Origin of the sequence: Faecalibacterium sp. AF28-13AC (genome assembly GCF_003478405.1) — a bacterium.
In the GTDB taxonomy this organism is placed as follows: domain Bacteria; phylum Bacillota; class Clostridia; order Oscillospirales; family Ruminococcaceae; genus Faecalibacterium; species Faecalibacterium prausnitzii_E.
The window spans coordinates 1-16113 of the sequence record NZ_QUFG01000009.1 but is presented as its reverse complement, the minus strand read 5'-3'; the positions used below and the strand labels follow the sequence as shown (position 1 = coordinate 16113).

Below are 16113 nucleotides of genomic sequence, written 5' to 3'. Positions count from 1 at the left end.
CATCCCATAAGAATGATTATAGCCGAAAGGAATGCAAAAGAAAAGCGCATCGGCTAAATTTCAGCCGATGCGCTTGCAAAGTTTGCGATTTATTCTTCGTTTGTGAGGTAGGGGAGATTGCTGATATAGGTATCCAGCAAATCGAGGGCTGCTTTTTTCTGGATGGGGGTCAAGCCTTCCAGTCGATTGCGGATCTCGTCGTCGGTCACATGAGATGCACTGGGAACCAGATCACACAACAATGTGTCTGCGGAAATATTCAGAGCGTTCAGAAGTTTAACAATGGTGGCAAGGCCGGGTTCCTTTAAGCCACGCTCTACCATGCCGATATAGTTGGAGGAAAGCTCGGATTTTTCCGCAAGTTGTTCCAGCGTCAACCCATGCTTTATACGCTGCTCCCGCAGTCTCTGTCCAAAAAGCTCTTTCATAGTGCAACCTCATCCTATCGTGTTCTTTACACTCCATAGGATACCTGTTAAACGCATGAACATACACAATCGAAAGAGATGAACAATTCCGTTAAAGATTGAACTAACAAAAAAAGATTGCCGGAAGCAGACCTCTTACGGTCAACTCCCGGCAATTTGTTCTTATCGAGCCTGCTCGTTCTCCTGTACTGTTTTTTCTTCCGCAAAAAATCGCTCCACGTTTTTCTGTGCCCGAACCAGTTCTTGCATCTCGTTCCGTGCCTTGCGGTAGTCCGGGTAGGCTGCTTTCTTTTGGGTCAGTAGTTCTGCAAACTCCGCATCCAACTCCTTGACCTTTGGGAGCGTTTTCAAATGGGATTCATCAAACGCCGCTTTCGCCGCCTTGTGCAGAGTAATCTCCTCCCGGTGGGCTTCCAGAAAGGTTTTGCTGTACCCGGCTTTCCGATAAGCAGCGTACACATCACGGGTCTTGGCATAGTTGATGATGTGAGTTTTCAGCACGGCGATTTCGGTCAACCTCGCTTCTGCCGCTTTGATGGAATCCCCCATAGCATGATAACGTTCCGTTGCCGCCGTCGCATGTTCCCGCAGTTCCTCTGCGCTACCGATTTTCTGCTCCTGCAAGAACAGCAGGGTTTTGGACATCTCTTTCAGGTTGAACTTGGTTGCCCACTTTTTGTAGCCGACACTTTTGCCCTCTGCCATTTTCCCCTGAATATCCACCAGCAACTGGAAGGGCTGCTCTTTGGGCAGCTTCTTCTGGTACGGTTGGTGTTTCACCTTGCCCTCCAGCACCGCCTTGATCTCATCCTCGCCATAGCCGGTGCCCAGTGTACGGAACCGGATAAAACGTTTCTGCCCCTTGCCCTTCACCGACGTGTACTTGCCACGTTTCACTTCATATCCCTGCCGCGCCAGCTTTTGCAGAAAAGTTTCGTAATCTCCCGGCTTTTCTGCAAGGATGGTGTCGATGATTCCGCACAGGCGGTCACGATTGCTCTCTTTCGGCGGGTAGACAATGCGCTTTTGACGCTCCCGATAGGGCTTCTTTTCAATGACGGACAGCTGATGCTCTAAGCAAATCAGGTCACTCAACCGCTGCACTGCCAACGCCGAAAAGAAAAAATCCCGGAACTTCCTGCTGCCATTCAATGCTGTGGAGTTGAAGATCACATGGTTGTGGATGTGCTGCCGATCCGTGTGCGTTGCCACTACAAAGGCGTGCTTGCCCTTGGTAAAGCGCATAGCCAGTTCGTAGCCCACCTTGTTAGCCTCCTCTGCGCTGATCTCACCGGGTCGGAAGGACTGCCGTATCTGATAAGCAATTACATCGCTTTTCTGCCTGCGTCCGTTCACAAGGTCGTACTGCCGCTTGGTAAGCATAAACTCTTCATCTGCCGTCAGGGTGCTGCAGGCATAGCTGCTGACATACTGTCCCTGCTCGGTCTTGTCTGGGTTTTCGATATAGTCCGTGCGATTTTTCAGGCAGGCCGCAACGGTCATGCCTTTGTTTTTGTGCAGCGCAATCAACCGTGTTGCTGCCAGTGCCATCACCTCCTACAAAAAATGCCGCACATCGGCGGCATCAAGATCATTTGGATAATTTCTCGTGATCGGCAGCACCTGCCAGATACATGGCTTCCTGCCGAACACTTTCCAATTCGTTGCTGATTGCATCCAATTCCAGATAGAGGCTCCATGCTTCTTCGCCGATAAGAGCTTTCAACGCAATCTCTGCGGCAATCTTTTTCTGGATCAGTGCATGATATTCATCATCGTCTGCAAGTTGTCGTTGCAGAATATCTTTCAGATTTTCCCAATAATAGTCGGTCATAGCATCTGTGTCCATCCAATCCCTCACAATCCGGCAACCCAGCCATTAAAACGCTCCGCCGCGTCCACGATCAAAGCCCCCATGAAGATCAGCGCAAAGCAGCCAAACTCTGCCACCAGCAAGATCAAAAACTGCAGCCACTCCTGACAATAGAGAGTATAGAGACCGCAGCCGAAAATATACAGCATGGGCAGTGCCAGCACAAACGCCGACAGGTTCAGCGTCCATTTCAGCATCAGTACCAGAAATGCACTCAGGAGAACCACAGGAAATAGGAGAACTCTTGCTACGAATTTCATATTGACACCGCCTTTCTGCTTTCAGTATATGGATAGAGCATGAGCCTGTCAATGGTGTTGCCGCCTATGTACCCCCGCAGCCCTCCAACTGCGGGGAGAAATTTAGAGATCAGCCAGCCGGGAAAGGATCTGCCGACCAATCTCAATCAGTTCATCCAGCCGCTGCCGCAGGTCCTCCATGTCGGCGGCGTAGACCCGACCGTTTTCATTGGCGGCTTTGGCGTACTGGTTCAGGTTGTTGCTGCACAGCTGCAAAAGATACGCCATGCGCCGCAGTTGCGGCAGGTCAAGATTCAGGCAGTAGCCATCCAGAGCCATTTTTCGGATATAGGCGCTCAGGCTGCGGATGCCCATGCCCAGCATCTTTTCATAAATGCGGTTCTTCTCGGTTTTTGTGGTTCTCAGGATGATGATCTCGTCCCGCTTTTCTTTCACCGGGCATCACCATCCTTGTCCAGATAGCTTTTGAAGGGCTTCACCGGCTCCGGCTTATCCGATTTTTCCTCCAGTGCCGCCAGCACCGAGGGGCGGCGAGGTGCATCCTCCTGTTCCTCCTCGTCCTGTTCCGGCTCATGGCTTTTTTCGTCCACATCCAACTGGGCGTTCAGCTCTGCAAGGCGAGCCGACTTCTCTGCCAGTTCTTCCTCCTGCGGGAAGGGCTTTTCCACCTCAATTTGCGCCGCCGCCTGCTGCTGATGCAGAGTGGCCAGTTCATTCTCAGCAGAGTTAATGCGCTCCGGGAAGTTGTTCAGCGAATTATCCAGACGGATAATGTTGCCCAGCGGGTCGGTGCCCAAGGGCACCGTGTACTTTCGCTGCCCCTTCAAAAGCGCCTGATATTCACTGCGGTAGGTGTCGAACCGCAGGGACAGCTCAAAGCCCCGGTAGCTGCCGATGACTTTTTCTTCGGCGTTTGGCAGTTCAGAACAAGCAAGCACCAGACGCTCACCGGCGGTCTTTTTCTCATCGTAGGTCACGCCCTTGATGGTCATGCCGCAGAAACCCTCTTGCACCTGCGGATGGGCGGCGGCAAGCTGTGCATCGGCTTTCAGCCCGGCAATGTGGGCGTTTGCTTCCTGAATGTCTGCCGGAAATTTAGTCAGCAGTTTGTCCTGCAAGCGGAATTTCTGGCTCTGGTGGTCGGCTTTCAGCACCTTCAGCTTGGCGACCTGCACATCCAAGTCCATCTTCTCCTTGATAAGAGGATTTCCGGCACACAACGCCTTGATCTCCGCATAAGACAATGCCTGTTCGTCCACATCATCGCAGGAACGCACCGGGGATTTGGAAGTCATAATTTGCGAGATGAATCGCTGTTTATTCTCAAGGGTCTGAAAGAGGTACGAATCAAATGTGCCTTCGGTGACGTAGTTGAACACCTTGACTTCCTTGTTCATGTTGCCCTGCCGGATGATGCGACCATTGCGCTGAGTCATGTCGCTGGGCTTCCAGCCAACGTCCAAGTGATGCACCGCCACAAGCCGGGATTGCACGTTGGTGCCTGCTCCCATTTTCGCCGTACTTCCGAGCAAAACTCGCACATCGCCGGAGCGCACTTTGGAGAACAATGCCGCCTTTTTTGCTTCGGTATCTGCGTTGTGGATAAACTCGATTTCGTTTTCCGGCACACCGGCGGCAACCAGCTTCTTGCGAATGTCATCGTACACGTTAAAGTTGCCGTCGTTTTTCGGAGTGGAGAGGTCGCAGAACAAAAGCTGGGTCAGCTTCTGGTCTTTGCCTTCCTCCCAGATCTTCAGCACATTCTGAACGCATACGTTCAGCTTGCTGTTGGGGTCGTCCGGCAGCATGGGGTTCATCAGGCGAACGTCCAAGCCAATCTTGCGCCCATCGTTGGTGACGCAGAGCATATTGTCCACGGACGCATCCACGGTGCCGGAGTGGATTTCTGCGGCACGTTTGCTCAGTTCCTGCACCATTTCCTTTTGAATTTCGGACGGCTTTGCCACCACGGTCTCAAACTTTGCTTCGGGCACAGGCAGGTGGAGCTGGTCGGAGGTTTTAATGTCCGCAACCTCCTTGAACATGGACATCAGTTCCGGGAGGTTGAAGAACTTGGCAAATCTCGTTCTCGCCCGATATCCTGTACCTTCCGGCGCAAGCTCAATTGCAGTGGTGGTCTCTCCAAAAGTGGATGCCCAGCAGTCGAAGTGGGTCAGCTTTTTCTGCTGCAAGGTGCTGTACTGCAAATACCGCATGACCGTGTACAGTTCGGTCATGGAGTTGCTCACGGGGGTGCCGGTAGCGAACACCACGCCCCGCCCGCCGGTGATCTCGTCCAGATAGCGGCACTTGCCAAACATATCGCTGGATTTTTGCGCTTCACTGGTGGATAATCCTGCGACATTCCGCATTTTTGTGGTCAAAAAGAGGTTCTTGTAAAAATGGCTTTCGTCCACAAAGAGCCTGTCAACGCCCAGTTGTTCAAAGGTAATTACATCGTCTTTACGCTCATCGGAGCGCAGTTTTTCCAGCTTGGTTTCCAGCGTTTTCCGAGTCTTTTCCATCTGCTTGATGGAGAAGTTCTCACCTGCGTGGACTTTCAGCTCATTGATGGCGGCAAGCGTTTCATAAATTTGCTCCTGAATGATACGTTCCTGCCGCTCAAAGGACAGCGGGATGCGCTCAAACTGGCTATGCCCGATGATGACGGCATCGTAGTCCCCGGTGGCGATGCGGGCACAGAATTTTTTGCGGTTGGCAGTCTCAAAGTCCTTGCGCCGTGCTACCAGCAGCTTGGCATTGGGGTAGAGGTTCAGAAACTCGCTTGCCCACTGCTCCGTCAAATGGTTGGGCACTACGAAAAGGCTTTTCTGGCACAGCCCCAGCCGTTTTGCTTCCATGGCGGATGCCGCCATTTCGTAGGTTTTGCCTGCGCCAACTTCGTGCGCAAGCAGCGTATTACCGCCATAAAGCACATGAGCGATGGCGTTGCGCTGGTGCTCTCGGAGGGTGATCTCCGGGTTCATACCGACAAAATGGATGTGGGAGCCATCGTATTCACGGGGTCTGGTGCTGTTGAACAACTCATTGTACTGTTTTACCAGCGCAATGCGCCGCTGGGGGTCTTGCCAGACCCAGTTGGCAAAAGCATCCTTGATGACCTGCTGTTTCTGTTGCGCCAGCATGGTCTCCCGCTTGTTCAGCACACGCTTGGGCTTGCCCTCGGCATCCTCGATGGTGTCATAGATGCGGACATCTTTCAGGTTCAGAGTTTCTTCCAGAATCTTATAGGCGTTGGCACGGGACGTGCCGTAGGTCTCGGAAGAGATAATATCCCCTCTGCCAGTGGCAGTTTTGCCCTCCACACGCCACTCTGCAGTATAGGGAGAATATCTCACCTTGACTGCATGGCGCAGATAGTAGGGAATCTGGAAAGTCTCGGTCATAAACTTTTGAATGATTTCAGGTGCAAGCCATGTGGCACCCAGCCGCACATCAATTTCAGATGCTTCCAGTTCTCTGGGCTGTGCCTTAATCAGCGCATCCACATTGACCGCAAATTCCGGGTTGGTCTCGGCGGCAAACTGCGCCATCCGCAGCTTTGACCGGACATCGCCGGACAGGTACTCGTCTGCCATCTGCCAGCCTGCTTCCGGGTCGGTGGGGTCGGCGGCAGGGTCTTTGAAGATCACACCGGAAAGTTCGGTGGTAATGCGCCCATACTCACCGGGAGTGCCCAGCAGTTCTGCCATATAGGGCAAGTCCACTTTGCCATGCTCACCAATAGATACCGCCAACGCTTCGCTGGGGGTGTCCACGCTGGTGACGGTGCGCTCCGGGCGAATGGTGCGCTTGGTGAACATCGCTGCCTTGGATTTAAGCTGCCCCTGCTCGTCCAGATTTTCCAGCGAACACAGCAGATAGTAGGAAGAATCCTGCTCAAACAGCCGCCCATTTCTGCGGTCGTTCAGCAAGCCATATTTGGCGGTAAAGGCATCGTAGGCGGCGTTCAAACGCTCCTGTGTTGCCTTGATGTCGGCATCTGGGTAATCCTCCAACTGCTGCTGAATCAATTCATTGACGATCTGCCGCAGTTCCACCATGCCGGTGACACGCCCCTTGGCGGTGTCGGACAGTTCCACCTGTGTCATCACGGAATTTTCCCGGTAGAACACTTCGCCGTCCACTACGGTATAGGAGAAGTTTTTTACATCCGGGTCAGCCGGGAGAATGTGTTTCTCATTTTCGGAATCCGCAATATCTGGTGTTTCTACCTCAACTTCGGTGTATTGCCCCTCAATATGCTGTACCGCCTCGGCAAGCTGGTCTGCAAGGTTTGCACCCTCGATGGGAGCAACGGTCAATTCCTCTCGTCCATACTGGGTGCTTTCGGTGGAGAGTACGCCCAGAACCATCTCCGGATGGTCTGCGAAATACTGGTTGATGGCAAAGCCATCCTCGGTCTTGCCAAGCTGCACCCAGTCCGGCTCGTGGTCGATGGGGCGGTCACGCTTCTGCAGGAAGATAATGTCGCTGACAACATCCGTACCAGCGTTGGCACGGAAAGCGTTGTTGGGCAGACGAATGGCCCCCAGCAAATCGGCACGCTCTGCCATGTGTTTGCGAGCGGTGCTGTCCTTGCTGTCCATGGTGTAGCGAGATGTGACAAAGGCAACGATGCCGCCCGGACGCACTTGGTCGATGGCTTTTGCAAAGAAATAATTGTGGATGCTAAAACCAAGTTTGTTGTACGCCTTGTCGTTGACTCTGTATTGACCAAAGGGCACGTTGCCGACAGCGAGGTCATAAAAATCACGGCGGTCGGTGGTCTCAAAGCCAGCCACAGTAATGTCAGCCTGCGGATACAGTTTTTTCGCAATGCGCCCGGTGATGCTGTCCAGCTCTACGCCGTACAGACGACTGTCTGCCATGGTGTCCGGCAGCATTCCGAAGAAGTTGCCCACACCCATGGACGGCTCCAGAATGTTGCCAGACTGAAACCCCATTTTCTCGATTGCATCATAAATAGAGCGAATTACCACCGGGGCGGTGTAGTGGGCATTCAGCACGGAGCTGCGGGCGGCGGCGTATTCGTCCTCGGAGAGTAACCCTTTCAGTTCTGCGTACTCCTTTGCCCAACCGTCCTTGTTGGGGTCAAAGGCATCTGCCAGACCACCCCAGCCTACATACTGGGAAAGCACCCGCTGTTCCTCAGCGGTGGCACCACGGTGCTCCTGCTCTAGCTTAAACAGGGTTCGGATGGCTTCGATGTTCCGGGCATATTTCTGCTTTGCACCACCCTCGCCCAGATGGTCATCCGTGATGTGGAAGTTTCCGGCAGGCTCCGGTGCAGGTTCGGTATTCAGGGCTTCATCCAAGGCAGCGGCATCCGGGAATGTCTGCCATTCGCCGTTGACCTCCCCAGAGATAGGCAGCTTGTCCAGTGATTCATCAGACGTAGGCTCATCCCGTCGCAGACTGTCCTCGAACTGCTGTTTGTTCAGCACCTCGTTGCTCCACGAATAGCCCTGCGCGCTGGTGTCGATGCGAACATCCGTTTCGCCTACATAGCCGATTTTCCCCTCGATGGTTCGAGTGGGGAGTTCAACCACAACATTGTCACCGACCTTATAATCAACTGCTTTTTCGGGAGCAGCATCAAGGGCTTCATCCTGCTGTTCGTACAGTTCCCGGACGACAGACAAAGGTTCCTCCCGGAAAACTGGCATCCGCAGGTCGGCCAGTGCCATATCCTGCAAGGAAACCTTGCCCTTATCAAAATCCACTCCGTCAATCCGAAATTTCCGGCCATCCATATTGATGATGGAGCCGATGGGCAGATAGTCCTCTTTGTGCAGATGTTTAGTCTGGTGATGAGTCCCATCTTCGTTCAGTCCGGCAAGGTAAACATCATTGCCTGCAGACCACAATTCTTTTGACTTTCTTACCCATAAGCTAGGTGGAAAGCCTGTGACCTGAACTTCGCCCAGTGCTGTTTCTCTCGTAAACAAAGCACTGTTGAGAACTTTTGCGACCTTGGCAGCATCTTCTCCATAGAACATAAAATTGCCGCCAGCTTCAAATCCAACCAGAGTATCCGGGTGCTGCGCCTTTAATGCAGTGTATTCGGCTGCACTGGCGGCGTTCAGTTCAAGGGGAAAGTCGATGGCTCTTCTTTCTTTGTCCGACAGGTAGCGGTCAGACTGAATCATCAGGTCAATATATTTTTCGACCCGATCCCAGCGGAGAAGCACTTTCTGATGGTCGGGATAATGCTCAAACGTCAGACCCTTGCTGTCATGGTCAAGCCAACCACTGCTTCCGTCCAGATAAGTGTGTGAAGAACCGCCGGGGCCATACGGTGCATATTCTTTGGCAAGAGCTTTTGCCCGGAGTTTTCGGTCAGGCTGCAACTGATAAATTTTCCATATCCGAAGTTTGCTGCCCTCAACATTGGAACCTCTCCGCAGCGCATTTTCAATCTCCGCCTGCGACAAAACAAAAGCGGAGGGCGTTTTTTCGCTCTCCGCTCGGTCGATGGTTTCAATTTGTTCAGCTTCGGTAGGGATGTGGGCATCGAAGAAACTCAGCTGTAAATCAGTTCCGTCAGTACCAGTTCCTCGGCTTGCGCTTTCAGGCTGTTCATGTGCTGCACCCACGCCATCTGATTCTGCTCTTTGTCCGGGGCCGGGTTCTGTTTCAGAAGCTGCGCCATGGTCTGCTGCATCCGGTTCTCTGCCGTCTGCTCCACCTCCATCAGGTGCGGGTACAGACTCCCGTTCAGAAGCATCGTGTGGTACAGCACCGGGCGATGGTTCATCAGATACGTCCGGCACAGCCTGCCGTACTTGCCCAGCGGCTTCCGGGGCTGGTTCAGGGTCAGGTTCGGGAGAAGGTAATCCCCGGTCTGCGTGTAGTTCAGATTGCTGCTCATATTCATGCTGACTCCTTTCATTGTTTCGGCGGCGGATGGTGGTTTTTACGGTGCGCTCAATTTGGCGTAAGACTTCCCGGCTCATGTCGCTGACGGCTGCGCCGAGGGCAAAGACGGCATCCGGGGTGGAAAACTCGTGGATGGCTCGAAAATCTTCCTTGTCGAACCACCCGGCAGGCTCAAAGCCACAGCGTTCCAGTAGCGTGTAGGTGACGCTGATGGCGGCGGCGGACTTGAACTGCATCTCCACCCCGGCTTCATCATAATCCATCAGGAGCGAACCGTCAACGATGGCGCGAATGTCGCCGCCGTTGTTGTCCCAGTAATCTGCCACCAGTTTCCCGGCAACATCTGCAAGCTGCTGGCTGACACGCTCCCCGCTGATGCCGTAGGTGGCGGCGAGCATTTCCGAAACCGGCTGTTTCAGGTCATCGTTAAACTGCCATACCTCCGGGTCACGGGAATTGCGGCGCACCCCGGTGTCCGACACATCGAAAACGTAGTGCAGGCGCGGGAATCCGCTGGATTCGTCCAGCAGAGCGATGCCCTTGGCACCCCGGCGCACATAACGGTTCATCCGGCTGTTCCAAACATCATAGTCGGCGCAGGCGGTGGCATCGGGGCGTTGGGCGTAGATCATGAGCTGGTCTGCAAAGGGGTACTTGTACAGTCGGGATGCGGTGGTCAGGTAGTCCGTCCAGCTTTCCCAATACCGGGTCAAGCCGTTCGCCGTGCGCTGGGCAAGGGCGAGATATTCTTCGGTTTTGCTTGGCATAGCGTTCCTCCCTTCAATCTCGTTGTAAACAAAAAAGCGAGCGGCCTTTTCAGGTCACTCGCTTATGGAATTAAAACTGGTTTTAATATAGCATGAATCGAAGCGTTCTATCAAGACCTCACTTTTGAGGGTTTCAAAAACTGGAACCGCAAAGTTTCGATTTCAAAGCAAGAACATTCTGACGAATCTGCTCTATGACTGCTTTGAATTCATCATCGCTTTTTCCGGTAGGGTCATCCAGACCCCAATTCTCATCAAAAGGTCTGCCAATGAACGGGCAGCTGACATTGCAGCCCATGGAAATAGCGACATCCGGCTTTGGAATTGCAGAAATCAGCTTGGAATACTGTGTCTTTTCCATGTCGATGCCATATAGCTCTTTCATCAGGCGCACAGCATCCTGATTGATCTGCGGTTTGGTTTCGGTTCCAGCCGAGTAGCTTTCAAACACATCTGCGGCCAGTACCTTGCCAAAGGCTTCGGCAATCTGGCTGCGGCAGGAATTATGGACACAGATAAATGCGATTTTGGGTTTTGACATATAGGTGTTCCTTCCCCACAAACTGGAAGTTATCGATTTCTTTGTGCGCTGTATCTAACGGACAGCACAATGCTTACTGATGCGGTAATGACCTTTGCAAATACGGCGCTCCACCAAATCGTGATTTGACCGCCAAACACCGGCGGCAGCATCAGCATCAACACCAGCATGATGATGGGTTCGATAAAGGTCAGAACATAGGACAGCACACTTTTTTCGGTTGCGTAGAAAGCCGCCGCGGAAACTCGTGTGATGGCGTCAAACGGAACCGACACAAGGAAGATCGGCATGACCTTTATGACCCCTGCGTTTACCTCGGCAGATGAACCGAACAGTAGTCCAATCTTTCCACGGAGCAGGTAAATCAGAATCGCACTGATTACCGCCAAAACCATGGAAAATTCATACGCCAGCGTTTTGGTTTGTTTGAGCGATTTTTCTTCGCCTGCTCCGTAGAACTGACTCATGAGCGGCTGGCTACCATCACCGACACCCTGCAAAAGAAGATAAACAATGCAGATGATATAGGAGATACAGGCATAGGTGGCGATAGCCTCCTGTCCGCCATAATAAACCGAAAATCGGTTGATGATCACAAGAGAGATATTTGGGGCAAGGGTCAAGCCAAATGGAGCAAGTCCGATTTTTAATATCTGAAATGCCGTTTTCGGGGTATCAACAGGTGCGATTTTCAGAGTGAGGTTCTTTTTGATGGCGCAATACACGAGTGCAACCGCCATGGTAACTCCCTGCCCAATAATGGTCGCCAATGCCGCACCGTACATGCCCCGTCCAAGAACCCACACAAAAGTATAGTCAAGAGCAACATTGGTAGCAAAGCCGCAGATCATAGCGATCATTGCCCACAAAGAACCGCCGTAATTACGCATAAACGGAACCAGTCCGGTGCCGAACACCTGTAAAATCGCTCCAAGGGCAATTACCTTGATATACTCATTTCCCAGAGTAAGCAACTCGCCCGATGCACCAAGGGCAGAAAGGATTTTCTCTGAAGTGAAGAAAACGGTGACAGTCAGGACAGCGCTGAAAAGAAGCATCAGCCATGTTGCACCGGCAACGAACTCCCGTGCTTTTTTCTCATTTCCTGCTGCTTTCAGAATGGAGTATTTGACTGAACCACCCATTCCGATTCCTGTCCCTACGGATTGCAGGACCGCCGTGATGGGATATGCAATGTTGATTGCGGAAAGTCCGGCATCCCCGATTGAGTTGCCTACAAAGAAACCGTCAACGATGGCATACACCCCGGAAAGCGCAAAGGATAACACGGACGGAATCACATACTGAAAGAAAGTCCGCTTGTTATTCACTGCCCAGACCTCCTCTCAGCTCTCTTTCAAAGAGAAGATTGAAAAGGTCAAGAATTTCACACATGGCTTGGAGCCGTTCGTTCCCGATTGTTCTATAAACCTTCTCCTCGGCTTTTCGTAAAGGCGCAATCATTCTGTGGGCGTATACCTGTCCGCTTTCAGTCAAGACGATCCGCTTCTCACGTTTATCGCCCTCGCTGGCCTCCAACAGTAAATAGCCCTTCTTTTGAAGTGCGCTCACGACCGTATGAACCGTCTGTTTTTGCATACCGAAATTCTCTGCGATCTGCTTTTGCGTCAGTTCTCCCATGGATTCCAGCGCATACAGCACCATCATTTCCGGGTATCCGACGCCAAGTACTGAAGCTGCTTTTGTATATAGCGCAGTGCTTTTCGCCCACGCAACGTTAAAATGATTGTTTTCCATAAGTCCTCCTCTTACAAATAGTATTTACAAATACTATTATAGTATATTGCAAGGACTATTGTCAAGGGCGTATGGAGCAAAAAATTCCGAGTTGTCGAGTTCATTATACCACACGGAACCCCATTGTAAAAAAGCCTATGTACGCCGCCCACAGGCGGCGAAAGTCAGTCCGTGGGAAATTCCAGTTCGGCAAATTCCACATCGGTCAACAGTTTCAGCTTCTCGATAACACCCTCCGACAACTCCCGCAGGGCGGTCTCATCGGGCATCAGGTAGCACTGCATGAGCCGCAGTTCGTGGATAAGCCCCAGCCGGGTGCCGGTGTTGTAGAGCATCATCAGGGTCAATTCCTCGTGGTCAAAGTTCATGTTCATCCCTCGCTTTCCGGCAGACGGTAGGATTGCACTCCGGGGCATCGCACTTTTCCTTGAGATTCATCAGCACCGAAGGGCGTTCCGGCTGCTTGTCCAGAAACCCCTGTAAATCTTTGAAGCCGATGCTGTCCACATAATGCACAGACACCTCGCCATTGCGTTTAAGTGCGATCACATCGCTGACCGACAGGCTGTGCCCCTCAAAATCCTGCGGACGGGAGAGGTTGAACATCTGAAATAGTTCTTCCAAAATCTCGTTGTTCGGCACATCCTGCCACATGGCGGGCAGACCAGCATAGTAGGTGATCTCGTAATGCTCCGGGTCTGGCGTTTTGCCCCGACGATGCAGTTCCCGCATGGAAGCAAATCTTTCATCGAGGATTTTTTCGTCATGCCGCAGCTGCATCACCATATAAACATCGCATCCTGCGTTCAGAAACTTCTGCGGGATGTCCGTCATGGGTTCACCGTCAAAATTCTGGTTCCATTTTTGCTGCATCGTCCACCTCACAGTTCTGGCGCAGAACGTGCAGAGGATTTTGGCGCAGACGTATCGCTTGCCAGTGCTGCCAGCTTTTCCAATGTGGAAGGGCGGTGGTCTGCACTCAGTTCCTCGGTTTCCGCAACTTTGTCCATGACGGCATCGTAGTCCTGCAACAGCCGTCGCCCCTTTTCCATGTGGTGAGTTTCCAGAATCTGCTCACGGGCTTCCTGAATAGTCAGCTCCGGGGCATCCAGCTGCCCACCGTCCATCACAGAATAATCGCTGTGGTAGAGGGTGTAGTCCCATCCATCCTCACAGGACTGGATTGCAAGGTAGCCTTTGCCGCCCAGTTCCCACGCCGCCTGCTCGTCCTGTGTCTGAATCTCCGGGTAGAAGTCGGCATGGTTCCGCTCCATGACCTCGGCAAACTGGCAGATGTGGAACACATTGCCCAAACCGCCCATGTCAAAGTGGTAATCATCCAGATGTTCCACCCGTGCCGTAAAACTGCGCCCATCCGGGTAATCCACCTGAATTACGCCGCCATCTGGAATACGATAGAGGTCATCATAGTGGCTGTTGATGAGCCGAATGTCTTTCGGCAGAGTTTCCGGCTCCCAGATGCGCCGTCTGCCGATGCCCGCCTGCGGAATGTTTTCGAGGATCTTTACGCTTTCCTGTTGGATGACCTTGCGGTCATCGTCCGAAAGTTCAAACAGATACCAGTTCCGGGCGGCAGAAATGGCGTTCCTGCCATCGGGTGGCAGGTTCTTTTCCGAGATCTGCCCGCTTTCCAGCGGCTCACCAGTTACCTTGTTATAAGTGGCAAAGCCGACCCCTGCACCGTTTTCCCGGAGATGCAGATAGCGTTCATCGTTGATAAGGTAGACCGCTTCTTTTATCTGCTCCATCAGCACCCACCTTCAAATTCCAGCGAAAACTTGCTGCGGCCATCGGCTTCACAGGACAGCAGCACGGTGGCATTGTAGGTCTTGCCCTTGGCGCTCTTGCAGTCCTTCAGGCGGACACGCCCATCCCGCAGCAGCTTGTCCGCCACATGAGCGTCCAGCCGCTTGCCCAGACGCTTGAAGAACGCATTGTCCTTCCACAGGACAAAACGGCACTCCCGGTTCTCGCAGAACCAGCCCTTTTCTCGCTCCACAACATTTGCACCGCAGTTCGGACAGACACCAATGATTTTGTTTTTCATAAGCGCATTCGCTCCTTTCGCAGCCTCGGTGGTCGTTACCAGCGAGGAAATCATCTCTTTGATTTCAGTCATAAAAGTTTCCGGCTCCATTTCGCTGCGCTCGATTTGCAGCAGCTTTGTTTCCCAATCGGCGGTCATTTCCGGGGATTGGATTTCTTCGGGCATTACGGTAATAAGGGCTTTGCCCTTGTCGGTGGGCAGCAGCACCTTGGTCTTTTTGCTGCCCTTGCGTTCCAGAAAGCCCTTCTGCACCAGTTTTTCGATGGTGGCGGCTCTCGTTGCCGGGGTGCCGATGCCCTGACGCTCCACGCCCTCCGGCATACTGTCTGCACTGGCGGTTTCCATCGCATGAAGTAGAAGGTCCTCGGTGAAATGCTTCGGCGGGGACGTTTGCCCCTCCTTCAGTTCGGCACTGGTAACGCTGCACTGGCTCTGCTCCTGCACATCGGGCAGAACAGCCGCCTCTTTCTGCTTGCCCAACAGTTCGCCCAACATTTTCCGCTCCATGGTTTTCCATCCCTCGGACAGCACCACCTTGCCCTTTGCGGAGAACTCCTCCCCGGCACAGATGGTAGTGAGCGTGGTTTCTGCATAGCGGTGCGGCTCACCCACGGCGCAGAGCAGCCGGGCGGCAATCAGCCGCAGGACATTCCGCTCCCCGGCAGGGAGTGCGGCAAGGTCTGCTCTTGCCATGCTTTTCGTGGGCAGCAGCGCATGGTGGTCGGTGACCTTGCTGCCATTGATGACCTGCTGCACATGGATGGGAATCGGCTCCTCCACTGCAAACGCCTTGCCCGTGGCCGTCACCAGTCCCGGAAGGGATGCCGCCATATCCTCCGTCAAAAACCGGCTGTCTGTGCGGGGGTAGGTGATGAGCCTTTTTTCGTAAAGGCTTTGGGCATAATCCAAGGTCTGCTGTGCCGTAAATCCCAGCAGACGGTTGGCATCCCGCTGCAATGCGGTAAGGTCGTAGAGCTGCGGCGGACTTTCGGACTTTTCCTTGCGTTCCATCTTCTGTACTGTGACACGTCCCTCCTTTCGGCATTTGGAAAGTAGCAGTTCAGCATCCGCTTTCTGTGCAAATCGTTTGCTGGATGCAGTGCCGCCGTCTGCAAGGGTCAGGGCAACCGTGTAGAATTTCTCTGGCGTGAAGGCGGCAATGGCAGCTTCCCGCACCACCGTCATAGCAAGCACCGGAGTCATAACACGCCCTACCGCCAGCGGTTGACCGTACAGGCACGAAAAAAGCCGGGACGCATTGATGCCGACCATCCAGTCGGCGCGTTCTCGGCAGAGTGCTGCGTTGTACAGCGCATCGTATTCAGGTGACGGTTTGAGGTGGGCAAAGCCCTCCCGGATAGCGTTTTCCTCCATGCTGGACAGCCACAGGCGAGAAAAGGGCTTTTTGCAGCCTGCTTGCTGGTACACCAAACGGAAGATCAGTTCTCCCTCGCGTCCTGCATCTGTAGGATAGTTCTCGGAGGTGACTTTTCTGACTTTGTTACTCGATGGCAT

14 protein-coding genes are annotated in these 16113 nt (G+C 53.1%); all 14 read right to left on the bottom strand.

From position 1 onward, the window contains the following. Positions 1-89 precede the first annotated feature (89 nt). On the bottom strand, positions 90-428 hold the full coding sequence (locus tag DWY95_RS12805; protein WP_118553787.1) for a helix-turn-helix transcriptional regulator: 339 nt from the start codon (positions 426-428) through the stop codon (positions 90-92). Between the two features lie 162 nt (positions 429-590). Further along, positions 591-1973 carry a relaxase/mobilization nuclease domain-containing protein gene (locus DWY95_RS12800; RefSeq protein ID WP_118553861.1) on the bottom strand — a complete coding sequence of 461 codons (1383 nt, stop codon included), beginning with the start codon at positions 1971-1973 and terminating at the stop codon, positions 591-593. Positions 1974-2019: 46 nt separating this feature from the next. Beyond that, positions 2020-2262: a hypothetical protein gene (locus DWY95_RS12795; protein WP_147350029.1), complete on the bottom strand. Its 243-nt coding sequence runs from the start codon at positions 2260-2262 to the stop codon at positions 2020-2022. 23 nt (positions 2263-2285) lie between these two features. Further along, positions 2286-2561 (bottom strand): hypothetical protein, encoded by a 276-nt coding sequence (locus DWY95_RS12790; RefSeq protein WP_055191361.1) that lies wholly within the window; start codon positions 2559-2561, stop codon positions 2286-2288. Positions 2562-2663: 102 nt separating this feature from the next. Next, on the bottom strand, positions 2664-2996 hold the full coding sequence (gene mobC / locus DWY95_RS12785) for a plasmid mobilization relaxosome protein MobC (protein WP_118553786.1): 333 nt from the start codon (positions 2994-2996) through the stop codon (positions 2664-2666). Next, complete coding sequence (locus DWY95_RS12780; protein WP_243082777.1) at positions 2993-8734, bottom strand: DEAD/DEAH box helicase family protein; 5742 nt, start codon at positions 8732-8734, stop codon at positions 2993-2995. Before DWY95_RS12780 ends, mobC begins: the two co-directional genes overlap by 4 nt. A gap of 374 nt (positions 8735-9108) precedes the next feature. Further along, positions 9109-9462 (bottom strand): TnpV protein, encoded by a 354-nt coding sequence (locus tag DWY95_RS17410; RefSeq protein ID WP_243082757.1) that lies wholly within the window; start codon positions 9460-9462, stop codon positions 9109-9111. 902 nt (positions 9463-10364) lie between these two features. Beyond that, a complete protein-coding gene (locus DWY95_RS12775; RefSeq protein ID WP_118553784.1) occupies positions 10365-10772 on the bottom strand; it encodes an arsenate reductase ArsC in 408 nt (135 codons plus the stop codon). 29 nt (positions 10773-10801) lie between these two features. Next, on the bottom strand, positions 10802-12103 hold the full coding sequence (locus DWY95_RS12770; protein ID WP_003020289.1) for an MATE family efflux transporter: 1302 nt from the start codon (positions 12101-12103) through the stop codon (positions 10802-10804). Then, positions 12096-12530 (bottom strand): MarR family transcriptional regulator, encoded by a 435-nt coding sequence (locus DWY95_RS12765; protein ID WP_003020286.1) that lies wholly within the window; start codon positions 12528-12530, stop codon positions 12096-12098. The genes DWY95_RS12770 and DWY95_RS12765 overlap by 8 nt, the downstream gene beginning before the upstream one ends. A gap of 164 nt (positions 12531-12694) precedes the next feature. Continuing rightward, positions 12695-12898, bottom strand: a complete 204-nt coding sequence (locus DWY95_RS12760) for a transposon-transfer assisting family protein (protein WP_118553860.1) — start codon at positions 12896-12898, stop codon at positions 12695-12697. Continuing rightward, complete coding sequence (locus DWY95_RS12755) at positions 12888-13403, bottom strand: YodL domain-containing protein (RefSeq protein WP_118553783.1); 516 nt, start codon at positions 13401-13403, stop codon at positions 12888-12890. The genes DWY95_RS12760 and DWY95_RS12755 overlap by 11 nt, the downstream gene beginning before the upstream one ends. Before the next feature lie 8 nt (positions 13404-13411). Then, positions 13412-14299 (bottom strand): LPD16 domain-containing protein, encoded by an 888-nt coding sequence (locus DWY95_RS12750; RefSeq protein ID WP_118553782.1) that lies wholly within the window; start codon positions 14297-14299, stop codon positions 13412-13414. Beyond that, the gene (locus tag DWY95_RS12745; RefSeq protein WP_118553781.1) at positions 14299-16113 is read right to left on the bottom strand and encodes a DNA topoisomerase; all 1815 of its coding nucleotides are present in this window, start codon (positions 16111-16113) and stop codon (positions 14299-14301) included. Before DWY95_RS12745 ends, DWY95_RS12750 begins: the two co-directional genes overlap by 1 nt.